This window comes from Rhizobium mongolense subsp. loessense (assembly GCF_900099775.1).
Taxonomy (GTDB): Bacteria; Pseudomonadota; Alphaproteobacteria; order Rhizobiales; family Rhizobiaceae; genus Rhizobium; species Rhizobium loessense.
In genome coordinates, this window is the sequence record NZ_FMTM01000004.1 from 1 (window position 1) to 13,513 (window position 13,513).

Below are 13,513 nucleotides of genomic sequence, written 5' to 3' on the forward strand. Positions count from 1 at the left end.
CGGCGACCGACATTACGCGCTGGTGGGCATCCCGCAAGTCGCGCCGTGTTTCCTCGGACGTGACCGCCCGCGCTTTCAACAGTAATATGCTGGCGCGGCAAATTCTACCTTTCTGAGAAAGACTTGAGGCAAGCCGCTTTTTCGCTCCATCAGGCGTTGGAACTGGCCTATTCGGGCCTCTTTCTGGTTTTTTCGAATTACAGTCCCGCCTCGCATAACCTGAACGAACTTCGTGGTCTTGCAGAACAAAAACTAGAGGGCCAATCTGAGCTCTGTCCGCATGATCGTCGTCGATACTCGGCTTGGTTCAATACGCTCAACGAAGCTTACGTTAAAGCGCGGTACTCGCACCACTACAGCATTTCAGGAGAAGCGCTAACCTGGCTTCTGGCACGCATAAGCGAGGTGATTAAACTATATCGACGCCGCTTGCAGAGCACATCTTTCCGAGCTTTCAAACGGCCGGTGAATCTGGACATCCTGCAATAGCTGCGCGCGCGCCGATGCAGGCCCGCAGAATGGCTTTTGACTCAATTTCGGCGCCGGGGGGAGGGAAGGCAGGTCGTTGTGAGGCCGTTTTGGATCGAATGACATGTCGGCGTTCCGCAGATTTGTCGACACGTCATGCTGATATGTCGATGGCGACGACATGTCGCGAGAATATGTCGATGAAATTGGCTTTTATCGACATATATTCGAGAGGCAAGGATCGCGATAGAGGGTTCAGCTGATAAACCCGCTACTGCTCAGTTTGACCCTGGATGCCAATTCGGCGGAGCAACTCGGTCTGGCCTACCAATATGGTTCTGGGAGTGTCAAAAAAGATCTCGATACCGCCATTCGATGGTTCACGGCTGTGCCCTCCGGCCGTTCCTACCGCTTGCTGGGAGATCTCTACAAAGACGATCTTAAGAACGCCGCTGTCGCCCTAAAATGGTACCGGCTTTCAGCCGACATGAATGAGCCGCGAGGACACGAGGCGCTGGGGAACGTGTATGACGACGGGGTGGGCGTTCCTCAAGACTTTCCCCAAGCGATGAAGCATTACCTGGTTGCCGCCGATAAACTACCAGGCGCGATAACCAGAACCAGGCGTGACAACCAGAATAGGTGACCTGCACTTCTATGGAAAAGGCGTTCCTCAAGACTATCACAACGCAAGGCAATGGTATGAACGGGGCGCCGACCGAGGCGACGGCGGAGCCATGTTCCGACTTGCTCGCATGTATCGCCCAGGAAAGGGTGTAGAAAAGAACCCGACCATCGCCCTGGAGTGGTTCAGAAAGGCTGCTGATATGCGGGTCCCTCAGCCGTTGAACCAGCTGAATCGTAAACGTTACGGCCCCGAAGTCCACTTCTCGATTGCGCGCTTCGGCATATGCTCGAGTTCAAGATGCGGGTCGCTCACAAGAAAAATGCGCCGGAAAACGCAGATGCAAGCTGAAGGTGCGACAAGAAAATTACGAGCTAAGCGCTCTAAATATTAGAACGCTTATTTCTTCAGCCGCCCCCCACTCGACAGCAGAGGAATTTCTCCTTTGATTGCAATCACATAACTGACGAGCCTGCCCACTTCAACCTCAATGCTGTCAATTTCGCCTGTTTTTTCAGCACAAGAATTGAAGCGTTTAAAATCTTGCAGAACGCCGGATATTCATGAGACAACAGACCTGCGAGTAGAAGCGGTCTGAGCCTCGGTTCTGGACATTGCTCGACGGGTAAATCTGTCGAGGAGATGTCCTAATGCAGGGAAAAGCCAGTGATCTCGCCCCGAATTCCGCAGAGATCGACGCTGGAGCTGATCACCTTCGCGCGAATCGTTGCTTTGCGTGCCTGCGCAGCAAGCGCCCTGAAAAACGCGATTGCGCAATTGCCAGGCTCGTCGCGGATGGCTTCGATCCGGAGCGCGTCGCCAATCACTATCCGTCCCTAAAAACCGAACACTAATTGCGAAAGGTCGACCCATGTCCCGCACCAAGCTTGCCTTCTATGCACTTGCCGCAACCCTTTCTGCCGGCGCCGCCTCCGCCGCCGACAAGGTGATCTTTCAGCTCGATTGGCTGCCGGGTGGCGACAAGGCGCCGATCTACGTCTGTATCCAGGAAGGTTTCTGTTCGGACGCCGGCCTTGAGGTGGAGATCGCCTCCGGTCGCGGCTCGACCGACGCCATCTCGCGCCTTGCCGCCGCGTCCTCCGACATCGGTGTTTCCGATATCGGCGCCCTGATGGCCGCCCGTGCCAATGAAGGCGTGAAGGTCACCGCCGTCATGTCGTTGTTCAACAAGGGACCGCATGCCTTCTATGTCGCCAAGGGCGGCTCGATCGCAAGCGTCGCCGACGTCAAGGGCAAGACGATCGCAACGTCGCCGTTCACATCGTCGAATGTCTATCTGCCGCTGGTGCTCAAGGATGCCGGCATCGACATAGCGGATATAAAGCTCATCAAGGCCGAACCCGGCGCACTTGGCCCGATGCTGATGACCGGCAATGCCGATGGCATCATCGCCTGGATGACCGACCTGACGCGCTACAGCAACCAGGGCAAGGAAGCCGGCAAAAAGATCGTTGCCCTGCCGTGGTCGGCAGCCGGCCTCGAGCTCTATTCCGCATCTCTCATCGCGAGCGACGATTTTCTGGCCAAGCGCCCGCAGGTCGCCGCCCGCTTCGTCGCGGCCTACAAGAAATCCGTCGAGTTCGCCAAGGAAAATCCGGAGAAGGCTGCCGCGGCTGTCACCGCCATCGTGCCGGAACTCGGCTCGGAAGATGTCCAGGGTTCGCTCAAGGACACGCTGCCGTTGATCTTCAACGAGGTGACGGAGAAGGACGGCCTCGGTGCCTTCGAAACCGCCCGTCTCGCCGAAACCTGGCGCCGTGTCTCCGAAGCGCAGGACATCGATCCGGCCAAGCTCGATCCGGAAACCATGGTTAACCGCACCTTCGCCGTAACGGAGTAACCGCCATGGCGATGCCTGCTATCCGCTTCCACAGGCTGGGACAGGTTTTCGAGACCCGGTCCGGGCGCACGGAAGCCCTGCGCGACGTCAGTTTCGATGTGGCCCGGCATGAGTTCGTATCGATCCTCGGCCCTTCGGGCTGCGGGAAATCGACCCTGCTGCGCATGATCGCCGGCCTGCTGAAGCCGACGTCCGGCTCGGTAGAGGTCTTCGGTCTGCCGGTGACGGCCCCGCGTGACGACATCGGGATCGTCTTCCAGAAGCCGACGCTGCTTCCCTGGGCGACTGTCGAAGACAATGTCGTGTTCCCCGCCCGCCACAAGACCGGCCGGGTGACGGCAGAGGAGCGCGAACGGGCGGGTGAACTGCTCAGCATGGTCGGGCTTGCCGGCTTTGAGAAACGCCTGCCGGACGAACTGTCCGGCGGCATGCAGCAGCGTGTCGGCATCGCCCGCGCACTGCTCATGGACCCGGATATCCTGCTGATGGACGAACCCTTCTCGGCGCTGGATGCCCTGACGCGCGAGGTGATGGGCTTCGATCTGCTGCGCATCTTCTCCGAACGTTTGAAGACCGTGGTCTTCATCACCCACTCTGTCAGCGAGGCGGCGCTTTTGTCCGACCGCGTGCTGGTGATGACTGGAAGGCCGGGCTCGATCCTGACCGAAGTCACCGTTCCCGTCAGCCGGCCGCGCGGCCCCGAAACTGCAAAGGACAAGGCGATCCATGACCTCTCCGATTACCTCCGCGATCTCCTCCTCACCCGTCAAGCGGCATGACGCCATGCAGACCCGTACACCGGTCGGCCTCCTCAAGCAGTTTCTGGCGTTGCCGGGCATCACGACCGCCGCGGGCCTGGTCGGCACGGTGCTGCTATGGGAAGCGGCGGCGCGGCTCCTGTCGATCCCGACCTATCTGCTGCCGCCGCCAAGCGCCATCCTCGGCTCGTTCTCCTCGATCGGCTTCGAGCGCTGGGTGGGCCACATCGCCGCGACGTTGCGGGTGGCGCTGATCGGTTATGCGATGTCCATCGTTATCGCCATTCCGCTCGCCGTCGTCATGACGCGCTCGCCGTTCCTATCGCGAACGCTCTATCCGCTGCTCGTCGTCGTGCAGTCGACGCCGGTGGTGGCAATTGCGCCGATCATCATCGTCGTGTTGGGAGCCGGTGATGCGCCGCGCATCGTCATCACCTGTCTCATCACCTTCTTTCCGCTCGTCGTCTCCACGGCCACGGGTCTTGCTGCGACGCCGCCGGCGCTGATCGAGCTATCGCGAAGCCTGCGCGCCTCGGGCTTCCGCGAGATCACCCAGATCCGCCTGCCGTTCGCGGTGCCCTACATCTTCTCGGCGTTGAAAATCTCGATTACCCTTGCTGTCATCGGCGCCGTGGTTGCTGAGTTTTGCGCATCCGAAGCCGGCGTCGGTTATTTCATCCAGCTATCGACCTCACTGTTCAAGCTGCCACAGGCCTGGGCCGGCCTGCTGGTGCTCGCCGCGATGTCGCTCTTGCTGTTTCAGGCCGTGGTCGTGACGCAGAAGCTCCTCTTTCCCTGGAGCCTGCCGAAGAACGGCTGAACCCATCCGGAGTAGAAGCAGTCGGGCTCTGCCCGGACATTGCTCCTCAATCGCCGGTTCGCCGGCATTCACTCAAGGAGAATGGTATGAATATCCAGACAGACACCCTCGCGGAACTCGCCAAGGAAGCGACCATCGGCGGTATGGGGACCACGGTGGACCGGGAAATTCCCGTCATCGACCTTTCTGACTTCGACAACCGCAAGCACGAGATCGCCGATGCACTCTGGCAGGCCTCGGTCGATATCGGTTTCTTCCAGGTCTACAATCACGGCATCGCACAGGACGATATCGACGCGGCCTTCGACACGGCCTGGACATTCTTCGAACTGCCGGCGGAGGTTAAGGCGAAAACCCCGATGCCGAAGGGCATCAATGCCGGCTGGGAATTCAAGGCGCAGGTCCGCCCCTCCACCGGTATGCCGGATAACAAGGAGAGCTTCCAGCTCACCCGGCCGGACATGATCCGCCTCAACTTGTGGCCGAGCGAAGACGATCTTCCGGGCTTCCGGGAAAAGATGCTCCGCTTCGAGCGACAGAACTGGGAACTCGGCATGCGCATCCTTTCCTGCTTCGCGCTGAAGATGGGCTTTGCCGAGGATTTCTTCACCAAGGCGCATGACCCGTCTTCGGACCAGTATCAATCGACGCTGCGCCTCATCCACTACATGTCGATGGAAGGCGCCAAGCCGGAAGACTTCACGTCTTGGCGTGCCGGCGCGCATTCGGACTTCGATTGCTTGACCATCCTTCACCAGAAGGAGGGCGAGGGCGGGCTCCAGGTGTGCCCGGGCAAGGATGCAGCTCTGAAGGAATGGACGGATGTTCCGCCGCGCAAGGGCTACATCACCTGCAACATCGGCGACATGCTGATGCGCTGGTCGGACGACCAGCTGCAGTCGACGCTGCACCGGGTGCGCATGCCGCGCGAGAATGAGTACATGGGCCGCCGACTGTCCCTGCCCTTCTTTTGCCAGGCAAACCGCGATGCCGTCATGCAGGGTCCGCTCGGCAAATACGAGGCGATCACCGCCGGCGAATACCTGACCCGGCGCATCAACGCCAATTTCGCCAAGAAGTGACGTTGAAGATGGTCCGTTGCGGTGACATCGTGGAACAGTCAATCCGACTCCCGTCAGGCAACGGACCCATCATGCTTCATGGACGCGCGCTGCGTTATATCGACGAGGTGGCCCGACAGGGCTCCATCCGCAAGGCGGCAAAGACATTGCATGTCGCCGCCTCTGCGGTGAACCGCTATATCCTGGAGCTTGAGGAAGAGCTGCAGGCACCCATTTTCGAGCGCCTGCCGCGCGGCCTGAAACTCACGAGTTCCGGCGAGATCCTCATCCAGCACATCCGCGAGACACTGCGGGCGCATCAGCGGATGCGGGCGCAGATCCAGTCCCTCAAGGGGCTCAATCGCGGCGAGGTGGTGCTGGCGACCATGGCAACGCTCGCTGCGGGCCGGATTGCCGAGATCGTTGCCGCCTACCGAGAAAAACATCCGCAGGTCAGCCTGCGGATCATGGTCGGCGACCGGACGACTGTTGCGGAGATGGTTGCGCTCGGCCAGGCCGATCTCGCCATTGCCTACAACCTGCCGGACGATACCCGGCTGCAACGCGCCGCCGAATTCCGCCATGCGCTGGGAGCCGTCGTCGCGCCCGCCCATCCCCTCGCAAACCGCAAGACCGTGCGCATGTCCGATTGCCTGCTCTATCCGCTGGTTCTGGCGGATCGATCGCTGTCGCTGCGCGAGGTCGTCGAGGCGACTGTCCCGGCGCGTGCCTCCCTTGTTCCCGTCGTCGAGACCAATTCGATGGAACTAATGAAGCGCCTTGCCAGGACAGCGCCTCACATCACCTTCCTCAACCGGCTCGATGTCGACCGCGAAATGGCGACCGGCGACCTGATCTTCATTCCGCTGACGGGAACCGGCTCGCTGCAACGGCTCAATATCCTCCACCGCGCCCGCGGCTCGCTTTCGCCCGCCGGCAGCCATTTCATGCAATTCGCGCAGGAGCGTCTGCTCGCCTCGTTCGACGAGAGCTGACCGCTCGGCAACCCATCCAATAGAGACCCACCATGAACGATCTTTCCCTGTTTCCCAGCCTTGCCGCCCGTCTGGCGAGACCCGAACGCATTCGTCTTGTGAAGGCGCGCGTCCCGGTCGCGCTGCTTGCAGATGACGTGCCTGGTGGTGCGGAGGTGGACCGGGACGGTTCCGCCCTCGTCGATATTCTGGTCGAGAACGGCAGGATCGCTGCGATAACGCCGGCCCTTGCCGATGGTGGCGAAGATGCAGTCGCGCTCGACGGCCGCCATGTCTGGCCGCTTCTGATCGACGCGCACGCCCATCTCGACAAGGGCCACACCATGGGACGTGCGCCCGATTCCGGCGGCACGCATCCCGGCGCGCGCGCCGCGACGACGGCGGACCGGCTTGCCCACTGGAATGCCGACGACCTCCTGCGACGGATGGAATTCGGTCTTGCAACGGCCGACGCCCATGGCGTGGCCGCTATCCGCACCCATCTCGACAGTCACGAGGGGCAGGCGGAAATCACCTGGAGCGCTTTTGCCGAAACGCGCGAACGTTGGAAAGGCTGCATCACCTTGCAGGCTGCCGGCCTCGTGCCGCTCGATGCCTATCGCGACGACTATGGCGCCCGCCTTGCCGATATCGTTGCCGTCCACGGCGGCTTGCTCGGCGGCGTCACCCGCGCCTCCGGGGGCACCCACGGGTCAGGCCTCGACGATATCGACCTGCTGCTCGACCGGTTGTTTGCGCTGGCGAAGGAACGGGAACTGGATGTTGATCTACATGTCGACGAGGCGGCACAGGCCGATGCCCTGCCGCATGTGGCGCGTGCCGCCATCCGCCACGGTTACGAGGGGCGCGTGACGTGCGGCCACTGCTGTTCGCTTGCGCTTCTGGGCGAGCAAGAATTGCGCGACACGATCGCGCTGATCGCCGATGCCGGCCTCTCGATCATCACGCTGCCAACCGTCAACATGTATCTCCAGGATCGCGAAGACGGCCGCACGCCGCGCTGGCGCGGGGTCACGCCCGTGCAGGAATTGCAGGCGGCTGGCATTCCGGTCGCCGCGGCTGGCGACAATTGCCGCGATCCGTTCTTTGCCTATGGCGATCACGACATGCTGGACACCTGGCGGCAAGCGGTGCGCATCCTGCATCTCGACCACCCTTACGCGGATGCGCCCGCTCTTGCCGGCCCGGCACCCGCTGGCATCATGGGCATCGACGCCGGTACGCTCGGCGTCGATCGTCCGGCAGACCTGATGATCCTGGAAGCCTGGAGCCTCGACCAGGTTATCGCCCGTCCGCACTCCGACCGCGTCCTCCTCCGCAAGGGGATCTTCGCCAACAGGACATTGCCCTCCTACAGCATGCTCGCAGATTTCCAGACCGCTTGAGCCGCTCTCTAGGAAACAAAAAAAGGGGATCGGCGAAGCCCGCCGGTCCCGTTGTCTGTTCGGTCCCGATGTACGCTATTTGACCGCCGATTCCAGACCTTCCGGTGCTGGCCGCTTTCCGTGCCTGGAGATCGCTGAACATTGGAAGCGATACTGTCGTATTGCTTTTTGCGATACAAGCCACTATGTTGCGTTCAAGGAGATGAGTCATGGCGACCACAGTTGAACGCAAAGAATATCCCATCTCGATGCGACTACCGGAAGCGGATGTCGCGATGATCGATCGCGCCGCGACGCTGCGCGGGCGCTCGCGTACCGACTTCGTGCGCGACGCCGCCGTGCGCGCGGCCGAGGAGGTAGTCATGGAGCAGAGCCTGATCCGCATGAGCCCGGAAGGGTTCGCCGGGTTCATGGAGGTTCTCGCAGCCCCGGCCACTCCCGTTCCCGAGATGGTCGAGCTTGCCAAAAGGCAGACACCCTGGGAAGCGGGTTACGAGCCGAAGCGGTAAGCTGTGGCTCTGTCGGCTCCTGAACCACTCACCGCCGCGCATAATGTTTCCGAGTTCTCATGCGGCAAGCCGTTGCTCGATCACTGGCTGAGGGCGCGCGCCCTTTCTAATCAGCAGAAGGGCTTCACCGCCGTCCTCGTCGTTCACGAGGCGGGGCGAGTTGTTGGCTATTATGGTCTGGCGCCGACCGCCGTGGTGCCGACGGTTCTGCCTCGCTCGATCCGCACCGGCCAGCCGCCCGATCCCGTTCCCTGCCTGCTTCTTGGTCAGCTTGCGACGGATACCGGATGGGTCGGGCAGGGCATCGGCACCGGCCTGGTCAAACACGCTCTCCAACGCTGTGTCCAAGCGGCGGCTCTGGTCGGTGGAAGGGCGCTGTTGGTCAACGCGGTGGATGAAGAGGCGGCGCTGTTCTGGCAGCGACGGGGCTTCTTACGCTCAAAAGATGATCAATTGGTACTGCTCCGGTCGATTCCCGACATCGCCGCGTCCCTTCGTAATGCGGGTCTTGCTGGCAGCGTTCTTTGAGTTCGTGACGCATCGGCGATTGCATCCACAACTGCCGCTCCGCCAAGTGCTTGCGCTGCCTATCCGACGCCCGAGATAGGTTTCGCTTGTGTTGGCGATCAGAAAGCACAGATCGGCCGTCATCCGGAGTGGCAGGACGTGGTGCGTCGGTGATGAGTGAAGCAGCGCACGCCAACGCCGATGCTTCCGGAGGAAGTCGCCGGAAGCTAAATGCAGCAACGAAGTACACCTGCTTGCAAGGCTCCTACTATCAATTGAACTTGACCAACGGCAGGATCGCGACCATCGCCATGACCGCGATCGACCTCGACATATTCGGGGCTTCGACGCGTTTGAAATGCGTAATGTCTCGGAGGTGACAGCAGAAACGCGTTGTCTCAACCTTCATCGCCAAAGCGTTTGTTCAAGAGACGCCTGAGCCCGCCAGCAGATAATGGCGCAGCGTTTCTGATCAAATCAGGCTGAAGGTACCGAAGCAGACTAATTTAATGGATCAGGCCGATGTGCTGGCCTAAATGACCTGCCGACTCAGCATTCGCGAAGCTTCATTCGAAAAATTTCATCGAGCGCACAACGGCGAACATTTGGGGATGCAAACGTCAATCTCCTGGTAGGAAACTGCTGGGAAGTGCGTGTTATCAACTGTTGTTCAAAATTCCCTCCAGCCCTTGGTCCCAGTACGGTTGATTCCCAAATCGATCCACAAGCCAATCTATGAAAACTCTCACTTTTGGCGCCAGCTCGCGGGAACTCGGATAGAGCGCCCACAGCGTCTGGGTTGAGATCAGCGGGTATCCCGGAAGGGCTGGCACAAGGGCGCCAGATCGGAGCTCTTCCGATGCGCACCAAGTGGCCATCAGAGCGATACCAAGTCCGGCAGAGGCTGCGTCGCGCACGGCGCTGCCGTCATTGATGCGGAGGTTTGGGGTAACTCGCCGCTCGATCACCTCTGCATTTTTTCCTCGGAACGTCCAGAGATCAAGCGTGCCGACGACGAGGCAAGCATGTTCCGCTAGGTTGTCGGGGGTGTTCGGCCGCCCGTGTTGCTCGATGTACCCGGGCGATGCAACCAGTACTCTATTATCCGGAGCAAGCCGCCGAGCGACAAAGGATGAGTCGCTCGGTTCGGTATAACGAACGGCCACATCGAAGGCACCTTCGACCAGATCGACTATGCTGTCCGAGATGCGCAAATCGAGGGCGAGTTCGGGATACTTCGTGCAGAAGTCTGACAGGCCCGGCACGATGTGCATCCGCGCGAACGAGGCCGGAGCCGCCACCCGCAATGTGCCGCGCGGGGCGGCTTGCTCTCGCCCCAGCGCCGCTCGAGCGGATTCCGCAGCGTGCACCACATGTTCCGCATGGGGCAGGAAGGCGATGCCGTCCTCGGTCAAGGTCGCTTGCCGCGTCGTGCGATGGAGAAGCCTGGCGCTGAGCTTTCGCTCGAGCGCCGCCAGTCTGACGCTGGCTCCGGCTGGCGTGAGACCTAAATCGCGAGCTGCGGCGCTGATGCTGCGGAGTTGAGCGATGCGTACGAACAGGTTCAAATCGTCGACGTCCATGGGGCCGCTTTCAATGTTTCGTTGAAACTGATCTTAAGTCTGGGCTGCTACCGAAAGCAATCTCGATAAATCAAATAGGAGACATCGCGATGGCCCAGAGCTGATCGGGGCCGTCGAACGCTTTGCCAATGACAGGACATCGAACATCTCGCGGGCGGTCGAGGATGTCCCCCGGGCCGTCCGTCTCAAGAAGGAAAGAACGATGACTATCGCCACATCCCCGGCCGAAAACGCCGGTGCAAACTTTTTCGGCCGCGGCTACGCGTCAATGTTCGCGCCCGAGCAGTTGACGGTCGGCGTCTATTTCCCGATTGAGTCTTTCGACGGACCCGAGCCGGCTATGCTCGACCAGGTCGAGCTCGCCCAGCAAGCCGAGCGTCTTGGCTTTGCCGCACTCTGGGCGCGAGACGTGCCGCTGAATGACCCGAGCTTCGGCGATCTGGGCCAGATCTACGACCCTTTCGTTTGGCTCGCAATGATCGCCGCACACACGTCCAACATCGCGCTCGCCACCGGCGCCGTTATCCTGCCGCTGCATCACCCGATCGATGTCGCCAAGGCAGCGGCGTCGCTCGATCGACTATCCGACGGACGCTTCGTGTTCGGCGTCGCTTCGGGCGACCGCCCGGTTGAGTACCCGGCCTATGGCCGCGACGCGAACCTGCGTTCCGAACTCTTCCGCGACGCGTTCGACTACGTGGAGGCTTTGCTCACAAAGCGTTTCCCGGTCCACGCGTCGGCGCACTATGGGCGGCTCGGCGGCGGCGGCGATCTTGTGCCCAAACCTCTCTCGCGCCGGCTGCCCACCCTCGTTGCCGGGCAAAGCCAGCAATCGCTGGACTGGATCGCGCAGTGTAGCGATGGCTGGCTCACTTACCCGCGCGGCGTGACACAGCAGGCGCTGGTCGCCTCGCGCTGGCGCGAGGCACTCGACCGCCTCGGAGCAGGATTCAAACCAATCGCTCAATCCCTCTACGTCGACCTGCCCGCAGATGCGGATACGCCGCCCAGCCCCATCCGTCTCGGATATCGGGTAGGACGACGGCGGCTGGCCGAATTACTGGACGACCTGCGCTCAAATGGGATCAACCACGTCGCACTGAACCTCAAGTTCAGCCGGAGACCGGTAGCCGATGTTCTCGATGAGATCGGAACTGAAGTCATTCCGCATTTTAGCATCAGTGCGCCATGAGCCGCGCGGGCGCTGTCAAGACGAAACCTTGGCAGCTCCTCTGATCAACGCCTGCAGATCGATGAGCAAGCCCTCCGCTGCCAGGACGATGTCGGCAGTTTGCGGTTTTTACCTTTGCCAAAACAAGGAGCATACAATGAAAGCGATGACACTCAAATCTTTCGGCGGTCCAGAATCGTTCGAGCTCTCCGAAGTCCCAAAGCCCGTTCCGCAGGCAGGACAAGTCCTGGTGCGCGTCCATGCCACGTCGATCAATCCCTTGGATTACCAGGTTCGGCGCGGCGACTATCGCGATTATGTACCATTGCCGGCCATTACCGGTCATGACGTGTCCGGCGTTGTCGAAGCCGTCGGTCCAGGGGTGAGGGCGTTCGCTCCGGGAGACGAGGTCTGGTACACGCCGCAAATCTTTGACGGTCCGGGAAGCTATGCCGAGTATCACGTCGCGAACGAAAACATCATCGGACGCAAACCCAGGTCGCTAAGCCATCTCGAAGCTGCAAGCCTGAGTCTGGTTGGCGGTACGGCGTGGGAGGCTCTGGTCTCGCGTGCGGCTCTAAGAGTAGGGGAAAGCATCCTGATCCATGGCGGCGCGGGAGGGGTCGGTCATGTGGCGATCCAGGTGGCGAAAGCCATAGGTGCGAAGGTATTCACGACCGCACGCGAAGACAACTTCGACTTCGCACGGAACATTGGAGCGGATGTGGTCATCGACTACAGGAAAGAAAACTACATCGATGCCATTATGCGGGAAACGGATGGCCGCGGGGTTGATGTCGTGTTCGATACGCTCGGCGGCGATACACTAACCCACAGCCCAAACGTGCTCGCGCAGCTTGGCCGTGTCATCTCGATCGTGGACATCGCACAGCCACAGAACCTCATCGAAGCTTGGGGTAAAAATGCAAGTTATCACTTCGTGTTCACACGGCAGAACCAAGGCAAGCTCGATGAACTCGCCACGTTGGTTGAACGTGGTCAGCTCCGGCCGCACGTTGGCGCTGTCTATGCACTCGCTGATCTGTCTCTCGCCCATGCGCTGCTCGAGACCCCGAACAACGGTGTCCGGGGCAAGATCGCCATTGCAGTCGACCCGTCGGCAGGCACTGCGCGCGTGAGCTAGTATCCATTAAAACTCTTCAAAAGGTGCAATCATGATTTACGAGATCGCTCAGCTGCCCGTTCACAAACAACGGACTGAAACGTTCAGACAAGCATTCGCGGACGTCGTTCCGTTGCTCAGCCGAGCACGGGGTTATCGAGGACATGTTCTGGCGCAAGGGGTCGAAACGCCCGAAGTCTTCAACCTTATCGTGCAATGGAGGTCTCTTGAGGATCATACGCCGGGCTTCGAGGCGAGCGAAGACCACGAGGTATTCATGAGGGGTATACAGGAATACCTCTCGGAAGAACCGGCGGTCTATCATTTCGAAGGCGCAGCTTTTTCCGCAAGCGGACATGAAGATCGAGACGCAGCCGCAACCTAAGCAACGTCGCTCAATCGAGAAATTTGCGGCTTTAAGACTCTCGGGTGGTCGTCGGTCGTTTCGACGGCCACTCGGTTTCGGATCCCAAGTCGCGGTTTCAGTCGGTAAAGTAAGGCATGCAGATGCAGATGCAGATTGGAATACTTTGCAACAACAAGCAAATCTAAGTTCCGAAACCGAGCCAGGGCAAAGGCTGCTGCGGGATCGAAAATCCGCTCTTCTACAACGACAACATGCGAATGTTTCATAGAGATGCAAGTAA

General features: G+C 60.4%; 15 protein-coding genes. 14 read left to right on the forward strand and 1 reads right to left on the reverse strand.

What is annotated here, in order from left to right; translation table 11 throughout:
• Positions 1-156 precede the first annotated feature (156 nt).
• The 11 genes from BLP23_RS35285 to BLP23_RS14960 all read left to right on the forward strand — a co-directional run bounded on the left by BLP23_RS35285 (position 157) and on the right by BLP23_RS14960 (position 9,010).
• Positions 157-489, forward strand: a complete 333-nt coding sequence (locus BLP23_RS35285; protein WP_407691796.1) for a HEPN domain-containing protein — start codon at positions 157-159, stop codon at positions 487-489.
• A 262-nt stretch (positions 490-751) separates the two neighbouring features.
• On the forward strand, positions 752-1,114 hold the full coding sequence (locus BLP23_RS14910; protein ID WP_139187065.1) for a tetratricopeptide repeat protein: 363 nt from the start codon (positions 752-754) through the stop codon (positions 1,112-1,114).
• Positions 1,095-1,487: a tetratricopeptide repeat protein gene (locus tag BLP23_RS35290; RefSeq protein WP_092585605.1), complete on the forward strand. Its 393-nt coding sequence runs from the start codon at positions 1,095-1,097 to the stop codon at positions 1,485-1,487. Before BLP23_RS14910 ends, BLP23_RS35290 begins: the two co-directional genes overlap by 20 nt.
• A gap of 477 nt (positions 1,488-1,964) precedes the next feature.
• Positions 1,965-2,954 carry an ABC transporter substrate-binding protein gene (locus BLP23_RS14925; protein ID WP_092585607.1) on the forward strand — a complete coding sequence of 330 codons (990 nt, stop codon included), beginning with the start codon at positions 1,965-1,967 and terminating at the stop codon, positions 2,952-2,954.
• 5 nt (positions 2,955-2,959) lie between these two features.
• Positions 2,960-3,733: an ABC transporter ATP-binding protein gene (locus BLP23_RS14930; protein ID WP_092585608.1), complete on the forward strand. Its 774-nt coding sequence runs from the start codon at positions 2,960-2,962 to the stop codon at positions 3,731-3,733.
• 4 nt (positions 3,734-3,737) lie between these two features.
• A complete protein-coding gene (locus BLP23_RS14935; protein WP_092585609.1) occupies positions 3,738-4,532 on the forward strand; it encodes an ABC transporter permease in 795 nt (264 codons plus the stop codon).
• 86 nt (positions 4,533-4,618) lie between these two features.
• A complete protein-coding gene (locus BLP23_RS14940; protein WP_092585610.1) occupies positions 4,619-5,614 on the forward strand; it encodes an isopenicillin N synthase family dioxygenase in 996 nt (331 codons plus the stop codon).
• A 2-nt stretch (positions 5,615-5,616) separates the two neighbouring features.
• Complete coding sequence (locus tag BLP23_RS14945) at positions 5,617-6,588, forward strand: LysR family transcriptional regulator (RefSeq protein ID WP_092585611.1); 972 nt, start codon at positions 5,617-5,619, stop codon at positions 6,586-6,588.
• A gap of 32 nt (positions 6,589-6,620) precedes the next feature.
• Positions 6,621-7,973 carry a cytosine deaminase gene (locus BLP23_RS14950; protein ID WP_092585612.1) on the forward strand — a complete coding sequence of 451 codons (1,353 nt, stop codon included), beginning with the start codon at positions 6,621-6,623 and terminating at the stop codon, positions 7,971-7,973.
• Positions 7,974-8,182: 209 nt separating this feature from the next.
• Positions 8,183-8,482, forward strand: a complete 300-nt coding sequence (locus BLP23_RS14955; protein ID WP_092585613.1) for a type II toxin-antitoxin system TacA family antitoxin — start codon at positions 8,183-8,185, stop codon at positions 8,480-8,482.
• Between the two features lie 3 nt (positions 8,483-8,485).
• Positions 8,486-9,010, forward strand: a complete 525-nt coding sequence (locus BLP23_RS14960; protein WP_092585614.1) for a GNAT family N-acetyltransferase — start codon at positions 8,486-8,488, stop codon at positions 9,008-9,010.
• Between the two features lie 638 nt (positions 9,011-9,648).
• Here the strand turns inward: BLP23_RS14960 and BLP23_RS14965 are convergent.
• Complete coding sequence (locus BLP23_RS14965) at positions 9,649-10,572, reverse strand: LysR family transcriptional regulator (protein WP_092585615.1); 924 nt, start codon at positions 10,570-10,572, stop codon at positions 9,649-9,651.
• Between the two features lie 202 nt (positions 10,573-10,774).
• Here BLP23_RS14965 and BLP23_RS14970 point away from each other — a divergent pair, with 202 nt between their 5' ends.
• The 3 genes from BLP23_RS14970 (at position 10,775) to BLP23_RS14980 (ending at position 13,251) form a co-directional block, all read left to right on the forward strand.
• Positions 10,775-11,764 (forward strand): LLM class oxidoreductase, encoded by a 990-nt coding sequence (locus tag BLP23_RS14970; protein WP_092585616.1) that lies wholly within the window; start codon positions 10,775-10,777, stop codon positions 11,762-11,764.
• A gap of 136 nt (positions 11,765-11,900) precedes the next feature.
• A complete protein-coding gene (locus BLP23_RS14975) occupies positions 11,901-12,887 on the forward strand; it encodes a zinc-dependent alcohol dehydrogenase family protein (RefSeq protein ID WP_092585617.1) in 987 nt (328 codons plus the stop codon).
• A 31-nt stretch (positions 12,888-12,918) separates the two neighbouring features.
• The gene (locus tag BLP23_RS14980; protein WP_092585618.1) at positions 12,919-13,251 is read left to right on the forward strand and encodes an antibiotic biosynthesis monooxygenase family protein; all 333 of its coding nucleotides are present in this window, start codon (positions 12,919-12,921) and stop codon (positions 13,249-13,251) included.
• The last annotated feature ends 262 nt before the right edge of the window (positions 13,252-13,513 follow it).

What these genes read in the sequence shown, in the direction of transcription:
- BLP23_RS14980 (WP_092585618.1), top strand. Translation starts at nt 12,919, where the DNA reads ATGATTTACGAGATCGCTCAGCTGCCCGTTCACAAACAACGGACTGAA.
- BLP23_RS14935 (WP_092585609.1), top strand. Translation starts at nt 3,738, where the DNA reads ATGCAGACCCGTACACCGGTCGGCCTCCTCAAGCAGTTTCTGGCGTTG.
- BLP23_RS14975 (WP_092585617.1), top strand. Translation starts at nt 11,901, where the DNA reads ATGAAAGCGATGACACTCAAATCTTTCGGCGGTCCAGAATCGTTCGAG.
- BLP23_RS14955 (WP_092585613.1), top strand. Translation starts at nt 8,183, where the DNA reads ATGGCGACCACAGTTGAACGCAAAGAATATCCCATCTCGATGCGACTA.
- BLP23_RS14925 (WP_092585607.1), top strand. Translation starts at nt 1,965, where the DNA reads ATGTCCCGCACCAAGCTTGCCTTCTATGCACTTGCCGCAACCCTTTCT.
- BLP23_RS14965 (WP_092585615.1), bottom strand. Translation starts at nt 10,572, where the DNA reads ATGGACGTCGACGATTTGAACCTGTTCGTACGCATCGCTCAACTCCGC.
- BLP23_RS14930 (WP_092585608.1), top strand. Translation starts at nt 2,960, where the DNA reads ATGGCGATGCCTGCTATCCGCTTCCACAGGCTGGGACAGGTTTTCGAG.
- BLP23_RS14970 (WP_092585616.1), top strand. Translation starts at nt 10,775, where the DNA reads ATGACTATCGCCACATCCCCGGCCGAAAACGCCGGTGCAAACTTTTTC.
- BLP23_RS14940 (WP_092585610.1), top strand. Translation starts at nt 4,619, where the DNA reads ATGAATATCCAGACAGACACCCTCGCGGAACTCGCCAAGGAAGCGACC.
- BLP23_RS14950 (WP_092585612.1), top strand. Translation starts at nt 6,621, where the DNA reads ATGAACGATCTTTCCCTGTTTCCCAGCCTTGCCGCCCGTCTGGCGAGA.